The organism is Neptuniibacter sp. QD34_54, from assembly GCF_047778055.1.
GTDB lineage: Bacteria > Pseudomonadota > Gammaproteobacteria > Pseudomonadales > Balneatricaceae > Neptuniibacter.
The window spans coordinates 2,442,109-2,456,545 of the sequence record NZ_CP180546.1 but is presented as its reverse complement, the minus strand read 5'-3'; the positions used below and the strand labels follow the sequence as shown (position 1 = coordinate 2,456,545).

Below are 14,437 nucleotides of genomic sequence, written 5' to 3'. Positions count from 1 at the left end.
AAGTGACCGAATTACTTGAAACATTAAACCTGAATAATTTTGGAAGTTGGGCTTCCATCGTAGGTTTGATTTTGACTTTAATTACATTCTTAATGCTGTTTGGGATTAAGAAAAGATTTTTGTTTCGTTCTAGCGTAGACGACCACATGAAAAAAATAACTGAAATATCATCAGATATTTCACCATTGTTGAAATCATACGTAGAAAATAAAAACGATATAGATGAGTTGTTTGCCCTAGCAGATGTAGAGCTTCGGGCCATGGAAAAGGGAGCTAGTGGAGACTTATTGGCTGATATAAAAAGCTCAAGAAATGTTATAAAAAAATACAGTTCAAAGCTTTGGTTTTGGGTGGATAAGAATGAAGATTCGGCAAGAGAAATTAAAAAACGATTATCCGTGGTTTCAGCTGAGCTATATCATCACAGAAAGTCTTTAATTACAGGTAAATAATATGTTCAGTACAAGACAAACCGCTGAGATAATAGATAAACTTATTGAACTAACCCAACACAACCAGATTTCATGGGGAAGCCAAGATCCTGTTGCGCCAATGGTGGGGCCAGATTCACGTGTGGATATGGTTTATGTTGCTAATTACATTGGGCGAAATATAAGGATTTATCAACAACACTTTAAGTACTACCTAGACGATGAGAAATATTGTTGGGATGAACAGATGGTTGTTGAATTTATTGATGAATACGGATCTTTATTGGGGAAATTACCCAAAACACCAAATGCATACGAGCTTTTAAGAGCCGTACAATTTCAAAACCCACAGATAAATAGTTTCTATGATGATCTGTTCAAATAAAATTGTTCATAACAAGCGGTTGCAATCTTACCTCCGGCCACTGTCACCTTTTGTGCATAAACCCGCACAAAAGGAGCCAGTAGCCTCCGGCAGTTGAACCGGGCGTTAGATTTCCGAGGAGCTAATGGGCAAGAAAAAGAAGATCTTTATCTCTCATAACTATCAAGATCAATCTTTAGCTGAAATGCTGAAGGAGTCGTTTCAAAGTACGCATGAGTTGGAAGCTGATTGGTTGAGCGACGTTTCAAGCGAAGAACAGCTACAAAGGATTATTACTTCAAAGATATCTAGTTCTTCAACAGTAATTGCTCTTGTTGGAGATGATTGGAGCCGGAGGCAAGAATTCGAAACGGAAAAAGCGTATGAATCTGGAAAGCCTATTTTAGCGATACTAAAACCTGGAGCAACAAATGTCCTATCTCCAATAATCCAAAATGGTAAAATTCCAATAGTAAGTTGGAATTACAATGAGATAGATGCTTATCTTACAGGGGAAAAGCCAAGTCTCGAATTCCAAGCGCCAAAAATTGAGATTATTGAAAGCCCGGAAATAAAAACAAGTTTTTCAGATATATACCAAGAGCTGACGGAATATCTCATACGCAACCCTAAAGCAATGTATGAGCTAGAGCCTAGAAAATTCGAAGAACTAATCGCCTATATAATGCAGCAACATGGTTATGAAGTTGAGTTAACTCAGCAAACTAGGGATGGTGGCGTTGATATTTATGCTTTAAAACACAGTGATTTTGGTAGTTTATTAACTATAGTTGACTGCAAAAAGTATTCAGAAAACCATCCTGTAGGTGTGTCTTTAGTTAGAGAGATGATAGGCACAATGCACTTAGAAAATGCCTCGCATTCAATGATTGTGACATCCTCTCGGTTCACTAAAGATTCCACTGTGCTCGCTGAACAGCACAAGTACAAAATGTCCTTGAAGGGGCATGCTGACATACTAACCTGGATGCGAGGTATCAAAATCTAATTAATTGGGGCAGAGCCCTTTAATTACTTGGTTATTAGCTGCATGTAAAATACTTAACAAGTAACCACACCCGATCTTTGCAGTATCCTTCCTGTATTTAGCGGCGAAAGCCCCTAATCCACCTCACTCAGAAAAATAACAAACCGATGTATCAGCCGAATGCTTAGCTTGATACATCGCCTTATCTGCTCGCTGTATCAATATCTCTGCACTGCCTGCATCTTCTGGGAAGATGCTAATCCCGATACTCGCTGAAATAATATGTTGCGCCGGTTTTAGATCAAACGGGGCGACTAGGCTGTTTAGGCATTTCTCTGCGACTAAGATCGCTTGTTCGCGCTTTTCGATATCAATCAGTGCTACAAACTCATCGCCGCCAATACGAGCAATGGTATCGGTGGACCGGAAGCAGTGTTTTAAGCGTTTAGCGACTTCGCGTAGGACTTTATCACCGGTGGCGTGGCCGTATTGGTCGTTTACCGGTTTGAACTTATCCAGGTCGATATAGATAACCGCCAGTTGGCTTAGTTGCCTTTCTGCACGGGAGATCGCGCTTTCGAGACGGGAGTAGAAGAGACGGCGGTTGGGTAGATCGGTGAGTGGATCTTGATAGGCTTTGGTCAGCAGGTTATCTGCCATTGCACTATGGGTCTTTTCGTCACGTACGATCAGTACAAATTTATTGGATTGTACCGATTGGCCTTGAACCGCGTTCAGGGTGGCGAAATAGGTTCTGTGGTCGTGACTGCAGATCTCACCGCACCAGCTACCATTGGATTCGGTCAGTCTGTCCAGATCGATAGCGTCACGTTCTGGGCTGTATAGCAATTCATTTAGTTGAAGGCTTTGCGTTTTATCTTTGAGCTGAGGGAACTGGTTTTGCGCCGCTTCGTTACTGGATATTATCTCGCCTTCGTCGGATAGAATGATGCAAGGATCTGGTGTGGCATCAAACACTAAGGAAGCGAGGAGTAGGTTCTGCTCGGCTTCGCGTTCAAAGGTAACATTACGCCCTATGCCTAGGACGCCAGTCTCAGTTGAGTTGCTCTCTTTAAGCGGCAGCTTGTACATGTCCAATAAGCGGCGGCGGCCATCTTTGTAAGAAACCCATTCGTCGCAGCGTTGTGCTTCTAGGGTTTCTTTTACCTCTTTATCTTTAATGGAAATATACTCGGCCGAGGTTCTCGACATCAGCTCGTAATCAGTCCGACCTAAGATATCTTCGGCGGGTGTGTCTAGAAACTCTTCAAAGCTTTTGTTGCACAGCTGATAAACCCCTTCAGGGCTTTTGGCAAAGATAAAGTCCGGTACGGCGTTGATAATGGTGTGTAGCAGTTCTTGCTCGCGCTCCAGTTCTTGCTGGGTTTCGATAAGGTCGGTTATGTCGTGCAACACGACCATCGCGCCTAGATCAGTGATCAGTGAACCGGAGTAGGAGGTAAATTTTCCTTCGAAACTATGCTGCTGTTTGCAGATAGAGGTCTGGCTGATGCGAACTTTATGTTTTTTGCCCATAAAGGCTTGTTCGAGCGCGCTTTTGATCTGTTGTTCATAGGCTTCTGTGCCATGAACTTCGGCAACGGTTTTGCCGACAAACGCATCTTTATGAATACCAAAAAAGTTTTCGTAGCCTTTGTTTACCGCCACAAACCTATTGTTTTGATCAACGATGGCAATCATGTCACCAAGTTGGTCAAGCAGAGATAGCTCTGTTTGTGGGTGTAGCTTAGAAGGATCGTTCTGTTGTGCGTTCATACTGACCTTGGCATTTTGATCAAACTTCTATTGAGTGAGCAATATCGTTCAAAAGCCTTTTTAGGGGCGGCTACGAATAAAATATTCGTAATGTCTTAAGTAAGGATAAAAGAATAAAACATACGTTTAAATTAAACAATTGTTTGAGATTGGCGCTCCGATAATTTACACAGAGGGATCAACATACTTAGGAGAGAATGATGACCCCTTTATTTATGAAAGCTCGGCATTTTTTTGAGGATATCTGTCCAGCCCAAGATGACACACTAAAACTGGTTGTTGTCACCCATCTACTTGATACTCCACCAGTTTTTTTGGATGCGTTGGAGCAATTTTGCCGTGTAAAAATGGTGTTACCAAAGCCAAAAAGTATCAGCCGCTCAACACTAGAACAGGTAGAACAACGGTTTCAGGTAGTGATTAAAAAGCGCTCTCAGATCAGTTCCGTCGAGGTCATATCAGCAATTTTGAATGAATATATCCCAGAAGGGGATATGATCTTAGTCGATATTGGTGGCTATTTTGCCTCGGCGTTGTCGCAATTGCCTGATCGATTAAAAGCCAATCTGCTGGGCGTGGTAGAGGTCACTGAAAATGGCTTACAACGTTATCTTGAGCATGAGCAACTGCCGGTACCGGTATTATCGGTTGCCCGTAGCCCACTAAAAAGTCCCGAAGATTATCTGACCGGCCAATCGATTGTGTATTCCGCTGAGGCTTTGATGCGTGAATGCCACCAAATTATGAATGGTGGTAATGCGGTGGTGTTTGGTTATGGCAAGATCGGCCGCTCCATTGCTAAGGCGCTGCATGAAAAGAATATTAATACCAAGGTGGTTGAGATCGATCCGATTCGTGCGATCGAGGCGAGATCGCGTGGTTTTGATCTGATCAATAAAGAGGATGCCTTGCAGAGTAGTGATGTGATCTTTTGCGCGACGGGCAATCAATCGCTGAATAATCATGATTTTAACCGCATCAAAAACGGCGCATTTATCTTTTCGGTAACTTCCTCTGATGATGAGTTGGAGCTCAGCCGTGCTGATACCAATTTCTCGGTGAGTCAGGAAACCCAGCATATTGCGCGGTACGAGCGTTTGGGCCAGTACTTTTACTTGGGCAATCGGGGTAATGCGATTAACTTTATCCATAACGCTGAGGTTGGCCCTTATATCTACCTTGTACAAGGAGAGGTGATTAAGGCGATTAACTATATTCGTAGCCAATCTTTGCCAGCCGGATTGGATCAGTTACCTACGCCGGAAAGACGAGATCTGGCTGAGCGTTGGCTTGCGCACTTTGGTTAACCTGAAAAGTAGTAGAAAAACAGGTGCTCGGTTGTGCTTCCGAGCCTTGTTTTACGTGTTCTCACTGGCCGAAATACTATAGAATCCCTGCTTTTTAGCGCACTATTAAGAAAGCAGTATAAATATGTCTGATAGTCATCAAGCCCATATAGGTTTAACTGATCCCAAAAGCCCTGAGAATGTTGGGGCGATCATGCGTGCCGCGGGTTGCTACAACGTGCAATCTGTTACCTACACGGGTAATCGTTTTAACAAAGCGCAGGAACAAAATAAGCGACTGCAGACAGATACCCGCAATATGCTGGAGCGTATCCCGCTAGATCATATTGAATGCTTTAAAGCGTCGATTCCAAAAGGTGCTAGACCGGTTGCGATTGAGCTGGTGGAAGGTGCGACTTCCTTGATCGACTACGAGCACCCAGAAAATGCTTATTATATCTTTGGCCCTGAAGATCGCTCGATCGATAAAGAGGTCGTGGCTTGGTGTGAAGATGTGATCTACATTCCGACTGTTGGTTGCATGAACTTAGCCGCAACGGTGAATGTTGTGCTTTATGATCGTATTGCTAAGTTAGGCCCGAAAGCGTCTGGAGATGAGTTGATCCGTACATCGCGTGATCGCAATAATCAGCTTAAGGTTTAACGACAGGCTGTATTGAAAGGCGAGATAACTAGCCTAGTTCGTGAACTAGGCTAGCTTAAGTAAGCGTATAGAAAGCGAACTTACTTATCTGGTGCGTGGAAGTATAGGTACAGATCGATCAGCAGTTCTGGAATCTGCGCGCACATCTCTGCACATAGTTTCTCATCTTCACGAATCTTGTTGATGTCATCTTCTTCAAACAGTTCAGATGCAACCATTACTGGTAGAAGCATCTCAGCTACTTCTTCCTGTTTCTTGCTGCCGAACCATTCTTCTTCCTGAGTGAACACACCTTCCATAAAGGCTTGTGACCACCATGCTAGAGGCGAGATATCTTCATCTTCTTCAGCGTCTAGAGATAGTTCGCACGGTAATTCGATTTCGCCGTCGCTGTATAGCTGGCCGCCAATCGTGCTGTATAGGCGTTTTAGTAGGCCCATGATCTCAGCTTCTTGCGCTTCTGATTCCCAGTTTGGCGTCTGATCAAAAACCAGTTCCATCCACGTGGATTCATCAAGAGGAGTAGGGCTGATATTTAGCGCGCTAAACAAGCCGTGAACGCCGATAAGATCAAGGCAGTCTTCTGAAACAGCATCGGAATAAAGGAAGTCGTCCAGTAGATCCAGTTCTGAATCGGTAAGTGCATTCGCTGAAGTGAGAGTCATGAATATATTCCTAAAAGGTTATGCCGCTGATTTTAACTTGCTTGGTCAGATTTAGCAGTATTTTTTAACTGCTCAATTCAATACGGTTGTCAGTGACAAAGGCACGCGCTTTCTGGATAATCCAGCCATGAATTCAAGCGCGTTACAGATCCTCAAAGAGGTTTTCGGTTACGATCAGTTCCGAGAGCCCCAAGCCGAAGTTATAGATACCCTGGTAAATGGCCAAGATGCCTTGGTGGTTGTGCCTACAGGTGGTGGTAAATCACTCTGTTATCAGCTACCTGCGTTGATGAGGCAGGGCACGGCTATTGTTATCTCGCCGCTGATCGCGTTGATGCAAGATCAGGTCACTGCGCTGTCGCAATGGGGTATTCGTGCAGGGTGCTTGAATTCGAGCATGGATTTCTCTTTGATCAATGAAACCGAGCATCAGTTAAGATCCGGTGGCTTTGATCTACTCTATATTGCGCCGGAACGACTACTTCAGCCGCGCACGCTCTCTCTGCTTCAGTCCTGCCCAATTGCACTCTTTGCTATCGATGAAGCGCACTGTGTATCACAGTGGGGGCATGATTTTAGACCAGAATATTTGCAGCTAAGTCAGTTGGCTCAGTTATTCGTTGGTGTGCCGCGTATTGCGTTAACGGCAACTGCGGATGAGCGCACTCAGCAAGAGATTGTTGAACGATTAGCGCTGACCAATCCTGCAGAGTTTATCCAAGGTTTTGACCGCCCAAATATTCGTTATCGCATCGGGCAGAAAGACAGCGCTAAAAAGCAGCTGTTAAAGTTCCTCAAAGATGAACACCCAAAAGACTCCGGTATTGTTTACTGCCTTTCTCGCAAGCGGGTAGAAGATACTGCCGCTTGGTTATGCGAACAGGGCTTTAATGCGCTGCCTTATCATGCGGGACTCGCGGCAGACCTTCGAAGTCATAATCAGCATCGCTTTTTGACTGAAGAAAATATCATCATGGTGGCGACCGTTGCCTTTGGTATGGGAATTGATAAGCCGAACGTGCGCTATGTGGCTCACTTGGATCTGCCAAAAAGCATTGAAGCGTATTATCAGGAAACTGGTCGTGCGGGCCGTGATGGATTACCTGCCGATGCTTGGATGGTTTATGGCTTGCAGGATGTGATGTTCCTGCGTCAGATGTTGGAAGGCTCGCAAGCGCCAGCAGAGCAGAAGGTAGTTGAGCGCCAGAAGCTAGAAGCGATGCTTGGATTGTGTGAGATCACGAGCTGCCGTCGTCAGGTGCTTTTAAGTTACTTTGGTGAGAAAGATCATCAGCCTTGTGGCAATTGCGATACCTGTTTAGAGCCTGTTCCTGTTTGGGATGGCACTGAAGCGGCACGTAAAGCCTTATCGGCGGTTTACCGTTCTGGGCAGAGTTTTGGTGTGAATCATGTGGTCGATATCCTGATGGGGAAATCGAATGAGAAAACCAAAAACTTCGCCCATGAAAAGCTTTCTACTTGGGGCATAGGCAAAGAACTGGATAAGAACCAGTGGCGCTCTGTTTTCCGTCAGCTGGTGGCTCGTGGATTGTTGGGCGTGAATGTCGATCAGCATGGCGTTTTACACCTTACCGATAAGTGTCGTCCGCTTTTACGTGGTGAAACCAAAATCCAACTGCGTAAAGATCAGCGTCAGCATACGCCTTACCGTAAAAACCAAGTACCGCAGAGTCAGCTGGAAGCAGAAGATTACGCATTGTGGAATGAGCTTAAAGCGGTGCGTAAACGCTTGTCTGATGAGCAGGATGTACCACCTTATGTGATCTTCCACGATGCCACACTGATGGAAATGGTGATGTATCGCCCGCAAACCTCAGATCAGTTCAAACGCTTGAACGGTGTGGGTGAACGGAAGCTAGACCTTTACGGTGCTGATTTTATTCAAGCGATTGAAGAGTTCGAGGATCAGCACAAAGCCGATAATGTCGCGACTCAGGCAATGGAATCGGTTGTGCTATATCGCAGTGGCATGACGGTTGATCAAGTTTCAAGGCAACAGCATCTATCGATTAATGCGATCTACGGCCACTTAGCCCAAGCGATCCAAAAAGGTGAATTGGCTGTTAAGGATGTGGTCGATCTTCCTGAGAAAGAGTTCAGCCATGTTGAGCAGGTGATGCTGGAATGCCAGCAGGAGTTTGGCCAAGCGTTAAAGCCTGTACATGAAGCCTTGGCTGGCGTCTATGAGGTTGGGGTTCTTCGTTGTATTAAGGCTGGGCTGGAATCCGCGTGAGCGAAGATCTGAGTCTCTCAGCTTTATTCATTAGTGGTTTTGTATCGGCTACATTGTTACCCGGCGGCTCCGAAGTTCTGCTGGCTTGGCAACTTTCTCAAGATGTTCATAACCCTTGGAGTCTTTGGGCTGCAGTGACCGCGGGCAATGCCTTGGGCGGCATTGTGACTTTCTTGATGGGTTGGGGAATTGCCCATTACTATCCTCTACGCGCACTATCATCTCCTAGACAACAGCAAGCGCAACGATGGCTCACTCAATATGGCCCTGTAGCATTGTTAATGTCTTGGGTTCCGTTGATCGGTGATCCGCTTTGTTTGGTTGCTGGCTGGTTAAAAACCAATTTTTGGCTTAGTGTACTGATGATCACTTTGGGAAAAGCGATCCGATATCTGATTATTGTTGGTGTGATTTAAGGGATTAATGGGAGGGGCCGTTCGTGGGATTAGTGGCTAAATCGCAACGAAGTACATGGGGTTGGCTACGTTTAATTATTCTGATCCTAGCGTTAATCGTGGTGGCGATGAATGCTTGGCTATCGCAATTACGCTCTACCGATTGGGATCGTCAACTTTGGGTAGTGATCTATCCGATTAATGCTGATCAAGGCGTTGATACCCAACTCTATGTGGATGCCTTATTAGAAGGCCATTTCGACGATATCGAGCATTTTATGGCGCGAGAAGCGCGTCATTATGATCTGCCCCTCGAAACACCGCTCGAAGTTTATCTTGCTCCCCCTTTGACCGAACACCCTCCAAAACCGCCACATAATCCAAGTATGTTAGATAGTGTTTTATGGAGTTTAAAGCTGCGTTATTGGGCTTGGCAAAACGATAGTTGGACTGGCTCAGCGCCTGATATAAAAATCTATTTGAAGCTGCATTCGCCTAAGACTCATCAAGTACTGGAGCATTCCTTAGGTTTGCAGAAAGGGATGATTGGTGTGGTGAATGGTTTTGCTAGCGTCGATTATCAAGCACAGAATAACTTTGTGACTATACATGAAGTGCTACACACCTTAGGGGCGACCGATAAATATGATCTCAGCAATAACCAGCCGATCTGGCCCGATGGTTATGCCGATCCTGAATTGGAGCCATTATTGCCGCAAGCTTATGCGGAGGTGATGGGTGGTCGAATTCCAAGGACATCGACCACAGCAGAGATGCCAGAGAGTCTTGAGCAGGTTTTAGTTGGTGAAAAAACTGCTCAAGAGATCAACTGGGCTCAGCCTTAAGCGTTATCAGTTTTTATTGTTCGATAACTGACTTCAGTGCTTTAACGATATCTTCTTCAAGTTCAATCAGAAGATCCTGAGCAGGGCTTTCTGGATTGATCTGACTTGGGCGCAGGAACTTGATATAGGTTGTATCGTTTTTGTGTTGCAGAGTGATAGAAAGAGGGCAGAGCGCACCCATATCAGGATCTTTGTTTATCACATGGTTTGCGTACCAAGGATTACAGAATACTAAGCTGCGGATCTCTTCATAACCGTGTTTGTTGTACTCAGCGCCCCAGCGGTCTTTATAGTGAGTCAAAGAACGGCCGATATTGGGCTCGAAGATGACATAAAAGCGGCTCTCTTCCAGAGCTTGGCTGATCTCTGTGTGGTTAATATCAAAATCCCCTTCCATCTCAAAAGATAGAATTGGGTTAGCAAAAACGGTGCTGCTCGCTAGCAGGGCTGCCGAGAAAACCAGTCTTTTGATCAGCTTAAGCATTACTTGCTCCAAAGAATCCATTTACCGTTGAACGTTCAGTTTAGTGTATCACCGCATCTTAACCGAGCAAGCGTCAAGGTGTAGGACTTATTAAGATTATCTAGTGTATAATCTGCGCTCCGAAATAGAGCTGAAGACCATGACTACTAGCAACACCTCATCAATTGAAGATCCTCAACTAACTGATGCCGAAGCTGCTGCAGAGCAGAAGAAGCAGAAAACCCGTATGAACAAGCTGCAGAAGCGTCTGCGCCGTGAGATGGGTCGCGCGATTGAAGACTTCCAAATGATCGAAGATGGCGACAAGGTCATGGTGTGTTTGTCTGGCGGCAAAGACTCCTACGCGATGCTGGATATTCTGATGAACCTTCAGCGCAGTGCGCCAGTGAATTTTGAACTGGTGGCGGTGAATCTGGATCAGAAACAACCGGGCTTCCCTGAACATGTATTGCCTGCTTATTTGGAATCGATCGGCGTACCTTTCCATATCTTAGAGCGTGACACTTACTCCGTTGTTAAAGAGGTGGTGCCTGAAGGTAAAACGACTTGTGCACTTTGCTCACGTTTACGCCGTGGCTCTTTGTACGGTTTCGCTGAAGAGATTGGCGCTAACAAAATCGCACTAGGCCATCACCGTGACGATATTCTAGAGACGTTGTTCCTGAACATGTTCTATGGCGGCAAGCTTAAATCTATGCCTCCAAAGCTGGTTTCTGATGACGGTAAGAACATGGTTATCCGTCCGTTAGCTTATGCGCGCGAAAAAGATATCGCTGCCTTTGCTGAGCTACGTGGTTTCCCAATCATCCCTTGTAACTTGTGCGGTTCTCAGGAGAACCTACAACGTCAGGTGATCAAAGAGATGCTGCAAACTTGGGATAAGAACTTCCCAGGTCGTATCGAAACCATGTTCCGTTCGTTGCAGCACGTTGTGCCATCACACTTGGCTGATACTGAACTGTTCGACTTTAAGGGCTTGAAGCACGGCTTCCCTCACGGTATTGATCCAAACAGTGACACTTCACTGCGTCCGGATAATGCGCCGACAGAAGAAGCAGTGCAGACGTTTAATCCGCAGAAGATCGACGTTCTTTCTCTCTAATCTTTCCTTTGTTTAATGATGCATGTCCGAAATTGTCGGATATGTGTCATTGATGACATTTCGGTTTCGCGTAATACTGCTATCACAGGTTTAATCGCCGTGGGAGTATTACGTGAAAACTATCGCCGTTCTTGGCTATGCTGATTGCCAAATTCTAGATGTCACCGGGCCATTGCAGGTGTTCGCATCGGCTAATCGGGCATTAGGGCAAGATTTCTACCAGATTAAAATTCTTGGGTTATCTCAAGAGCCTATAGTGACCAATTCGGGGATGCGCTTGGTTCCTGATCAGTGCTATTTCGATGCTACGGATATAGATACACTGCTGTTTGCCGGTGGTCGCGGGGTTGATCTACAGCGCAGAAATCAGGAGCTGATTAACTGGATACAGGTGCAGGCTAGGTCAGTTCGACGTATTGGCTCTGTCTGCAGCGGTGCTTTCCTCTTGGCTGAAGCGGGTTTGTTGGCGGATAAAGAAGCCGTATCTCACTGGCAGTGTTGCGATTTGTTAGCAGAAGAGTTTCCTGATACGCGGGTAAACTCCGATGCGATCTGGATTAAACAGGGCGATCTATATACCTCCGCAGGTGTGACTTCTGGCATTGATCTAGCTTTGGCTCTCGTCGAGGAGGATTTAGGTCATGAGATAGCGATGGCGGTTGCGCGAGAGCTGGTGGTGTTTATGAAGCGCCCCGGTGGTCAGGCCCAATTTAGCACTCAGCTAGAAGCTCAGTTAAAAACCACAGGGCCTGTTGCCAAGGCAGTTGCTTATATTGAGCAGCATCTAAATGCAGAGCTTAATCTCGCCATATTGGCCGAGCATTGTTGTGTCAGTGAGCGGCATCTGTTCCGTCTGTTTAAAAGTGAGTTTGAGCAATCGCCAGCCACTTATATCGAAAACAGTCGTTTAAGTTTGTCACGGCAGTTATTAGAAAGCGGCGCATTGAATCTACAACGAGTAGCTGAACAGAGTGGACTAGTATCCGCTGACAATCTTCGTAGAGTGTTTATTCGCCGTTTAGGTATTAACCCAAGTGAGTATCGGGATCGTTTTGGTTCTGTGACTTGTGATCAAGCATCAAAGGATATTAATTCATGAATCTGAATGTTTTCTTGCTCTCCGGTTGCCAAGCCTTATTAACCACCGGAAACATACTTTTAGTCTCGGTAGTGGCTTTGATCGGTCAGAACCTCGCGGCAAGCCCTTCTATGACGACTTTTCCGGTGGCGACCCAGTTTATCGGATTGATGCTAGCGACGATTCCTGCCTCTCTGATTATGCGTCGTATAGGCCGAAAAAATGGATTCTACTTAGGGAATTCGATCGGCATTTTAGGTGCGGCATTGTGCATTCTTGCCCTGCAAGGAGAGCAGTTTTATCTCTTCTCGTTTGGTACTTTCCTTTTGGGGATAGGCATTGGCTTTGGTACTTTGTACCGTTTTGCAGCAGTCGAAGTCTGCGATGATCAGTCGAAAAGTAAAGCTATCTCCTTAGTCATGGCCGGTGGTGTTGTAGCTGCCGTTATTGGGCCGCAGTTGGCTATATACAGTCAGGATCTATTGGGAGAGGCCGAGTTCGCTGGTGCTTTTGTTGGATTATTAGGCCTTTACGTCATTGCACTGTGTTTGCTGTTTTTTACTCATATTCCCAAAGAAGTGGCTGCTGAAGAAACTGACAAAGCACGTCCGTTGATGACGATTGTTCGACAGCCCACCTTTATCGTTGCCGTTGTTGTTGCAATGGTGGGTTATGTGGTGATGAACCTACTGATGACAGCAACGCCGTTAGCTATGGCCCGTTGTGGCTTTACCTTTGCTCAAGCGGCTCATGTTATCGAGTGGCACGTGTTAGGTATGTTTGTACCGTCGTTCTTTACCGGCAGTTTGATCGCACGATTTGGCCTTAATCCTGTTATGTATGCCGGCGCCGTATTTATGTTGGCCTGCATTGGCATTAATTTGATGGGCGTATCTGAATGGCATTTTTGGACGGCATTGGTGTGTTTGGGGATTGGCTGGAACTTTATGTTTATCGGCGCGACTCAATTGGTTACCACCACGTATAGACCTGCAGAGAAAGCTAAATCTCAAGCTGCGAATGAGTTTTTAGTGTTTAGTATGGTGACAGTTTCCGCAATGTCTGCCGGTTGGATGGAGGCTGTGTTGGGCTGGCAAGCAATGAATTGGATTGTTTTACCTTTGATCCTTTGGGCAGTAGCAGTTATTTTCTATATAGGCCGCTCTCATTCTGAGCCTGTGGCTGCTACCTAAGGAAGGATTATGAAGTCGCCGCAATTTTTATCTATCGTGACCTCATCGCCGGTTAAAGTGAGATTGACCAATCTCCCTGAAATACAGGCTTTAGGCATCACGACTATATGTGAATCTAACTTACAGCGATTCACTGCTATGGATAATAACAGGGCGTTGGGGCTTGCAGAGTACCTTGCTGAGAATCCCGAAGAAACTGAAGTATGGTCAGCTGCCTTTTATCCTGAACTACCCCTTGAGGCCGTAGAGATACAACCTTATTCAAGGGCGCAGCGTGGTTTACCCTGTTTATTTTCCCAAGTAGGGGAGTTACCCGGTATCGAAGATGGTGATCGTTTTCCAGTGGGGGATCAGTGGCCATTAAGCTGTAGCCCTCAAGAGCGAGCGTTTAGTTTGTTACAGGAGCGGATGCGCAAGCTCTGGAGCGAGGGGCGACCGGACGCTGAGATGAAATTAGCCTTAGTGGCTGATTATGCCGGGCGCTTAAACCGGTTGAGCGGCCATCACTTCATTCATTGGGACGGCGAGTTACTTTTTGCCCATTCCGGTAACGAAACTGATCTTGAACCTTTGGCTTACCAGAGCTTTTCATTTAGAGAACTTTGTTTGAATTTGGGGGTGGATTTAGAGCTTTCTTCAGATGATCTTGTGACCGGTGTTATTGTCGCTTCTCAGTCTTTATTGGGCGACGAAGCTATTCCTATAAATCCGGGAAATACCTTATGTTTCAGGCAGGGCGCGTTATATGAACAGTGCGAGCCCGTAAAATTTTGGGAACGAATTGAGTAAAAATTGCCGCATTTAATTCTCGAATTAAGACTTACAACTCTTATTACCCTTGATCCAGGTTCTTGTTTTAATTTGTTTTTTAATAATCCTTCATAAAATCGAATTGTTGACTATATTTAAGTT

At 45.5% G+C, this 14,437-nt stretch carries 15 protein-coding genes; 12 read left to right on the top strand and 3 right to left on the bottom strand.

Annotation, left to right across the window (positions count from 1 at the left end; genetic code table 11):
- Nucleotides 1-2 precede the first annotated feature (2 nt).
- The 3 genes from ACMXYP_RS11185 to ACMXYP_RS11175 all read left to right on the top strand — a co-directional run bounded on the left by ACMXYP_RS11185 (nucleotide 3) and on the right by ACMXYP_RS11175 (nucleotide 1,804).
- The gene (locus ACMXYP_RS11185; RefSeq protein ID WP_415881726.1) at nucleotides 3-452 is read left to right on the top strand and encodes a hypothetical protein; all 450 of its coding nucleotides are present in this window, start codon (nucleotides 3-5) and stop codon (nucleotides 450-452) included.
- 1 nt (nucleotide 453) lies between these two features.
- The gene (locus ACMXYP_RS11180) at nucleotides 454-816 is read left to right on the top strand and encodes a hypothetical protein (RefSeq protein WP_415881725.1); all 363 of its coding nucleotides are present in this window, start codon (nucleotides 454-456) and stop codon (nucleotides 814-816) included.
- Between the two features lie 124 nt (nucleotides 817-940).
- Complete coding sequence (locus ACMXYP_RS11175; RefSeq protein WP_415881724.1) at nucleotides 941-1,804, top strand: restriction endonuclease; 864 nt, start codon at nucleotides 941-943, stop codon at nucleotides 1,802-1,804.
- 123 nt (nucleotides 1,805-1,927) lie between these two features.
- Here the strand turns inward: ACMXYP_RS11175 and ACMXYP_RS11170 are convergent, their stop codons facing one another.
- Entirely contained in the window at nucleotides 1,928-3,559 is a 1,632-nt protein-coding gene (locus ACMXYP_RS11170; RefSeq protein WP_415881723.1) for a diguanylate cyclase domain-containing protein, read from the bottom strand.
- A 200-nt stretch (nucleotides 3,560-3,759) separates the two neighbouring features.
- On the opposite strand from ACMXYP_RS11170, the gene ACMXYP_RS11165 reads away from it, so the two are divergent.
- Together ACMXYP_RS11165 and ACMXYP_RS11160 are read left to right on the top strand one after the other, a co-directional pair.
- The gene (locus ACMXYP_RS11165; RefSeq protein WP_415881722.1) at nucleotides 3,760-4,866 is read left to right on the top strand and encodes an adenosylhomocysteinase; all 1,107 of its coding nucleotides are present in this window, start codon (nucleotides 3,760-3,762) and stop codon (nucleotides 4,864-4,866) included.
- Between the two features lie 124 nt (nucleotides 4,867-4,990).
- Nucleotides 4,991-5,509, top strand: a complete 519-nt coding sequence (locus tag ACMXYP_RS11160; protein WP_415881721.1) for an RNA methyltransferase — start codon at nucleotides 4,991-4,993, stop codon at nucleotides 5,507-5,509.
- Between the two features lie 80 nt (nucleotides 5,510-5,589).
- Here ACMXYP_RS11160 and ACMXYP_RS11155 read toward each other — a convergent pair whose 3' ends face one another.
- Nucleotides 5,590-6,174 carry a YecA family protein gene (locus ACMXYP_RS11155; RefSeq protein ID WP_415881720.1) on the bottom strand — a complete coding sequence of 195 codons (585 nt, stop codon included), beginning with the start codon at nucleotides 6,172-6,174 and terminating at the stop codon, nucleotides 5,590-5,592.
- A gap of 127 nt (nucleotides 6,175-6,301) precedes the next feature.
- Between ACMXYP_RS11155 and recQ the strand changes: the two genes are divergently transcribed.
- Genes recQ through ACMXYP_RS11140 form a run of 3 tightly spaced genes read left to right on the top strand, consistent with a single transcriptional unit; the run spans nucleotide 6,302 to nucleotide 9,668 of the window.
- Nucleotides 6,302-8,428, top strand: a complete 2,127-nt coding sequence (gene recQ / locus ACMXYP_RS11150) for a DNA helicase RecQ (RefSeq protein ID WP_415881719.1) — start codon at nucleotides 6,302-6,304, stop codon at nucleotides 8,426-8,428.
- Nucleotides 8,425-8,844 (top strand): YqaA family protein, encoded by a 420-nt coding sequence (locus ACMXYP_RS11145; protein ID WP_415881718.1) that lies wholly within the window; start codon nucleotides 8,425-8,427, stop codon nucleotides 8,842-8,844. Before recQ ends, ACMXYP_RS11145 begins: the two co-directional genes overlap by 4 nt.
- A gap of 23 nt (nucleotides 8,845-8,867) precedes the next feature.
- Nucleotides 8,868-9,668, top strand: a complete 801-nt coding sequence (locus tag ACMXYP_RS11140) for a hypothetical protein (RefSeq protein ID WP_415881717.1) — start codon at nucleotides 8,868-8,870, stop codon at nucleotides 9,666-9,668.
- 13 nt (nucleotides 9,669-9,681) lie between these two features.
- Here the strand turns inward: ACMXYP_RS11140 and ACMXYP_RS11135 are convergent, their stop codons facing one another.
- Nucleotides 9,682-10,152, bottom strand: a complete 471-nt coding sequence (locus ACMXYP_RS11135; protein WP_415881716.1) for a DUF302 domain-containing protein — start codon at nucleotides 10,150-10,152, stop codon at nucleotides 9,682-9,684.
- Between the two features lie 226 nt (nucleotides 10,153-10,378).
- Here ACMXYP_RS11135 and ttcA point away from each other — a divergent pair, with 226 nt between their 5' ends.
- The 4 genes from ttcA to ACMXYP_RS11115 all read left to right on the top strand — a co-directional run bounded on the left by ttcA (nucleotide 10,379) and on the right by ACMXYP_RS11115 (nucleotide 14,314).
- Nucleotides 10,379-11,254, top strand: a complete 876-nt coding sequence (gene ttcA, locus ACMXYP_RS11130; RefSeq protein ID WP_415884666.1) for a tRNA 2-thiocytidine(32) synthetase TtcA — start codon at nucleotides 10,379-10,381, stop codon at nucleotides 11,252-11,254.
- Nucleotides 11,255-11,366: 112 nt separating this feature from the next.
- Entirely contained in the window at nucleotides 11,367-12,353 is a 987-nt protein-coding gene (locus tag ACMXYP_RS11125; RefSeq protein WP_415881715.1) for a GlxA family transcriptional regulator, read from the top strand.
- Nucleotides 12,350-13,525, top strand: a complete 1,176-nt coding sequence (locus tag ACMXYP_RS11120) for an MFS transporter (RefSeq protein ID WP_415881714.1) — start codon at nucleotides 12,350-12,352, stop codon at nucleotides 13,523-13,525. The genes ACMXYP_RS11125 and ACMXYP_RS11120 overlap by 4 nt, the downstream gene beginning before the upstream one ends.
- Before the next feature lie 9 nt (nucleotides 13,526-13,534).
- Entirely contained in the window at nucleotides 13,535-14,314 is a 780-nt protein-coding gene (locus ACMXYP_RS11115; protein WP_415881713.1) for a class II glutamine amidotransferase, read from the top strand.
- The last annotated feature ends 123 nt before the right edge of the window (nucleotides 14,315-14,437 follow it).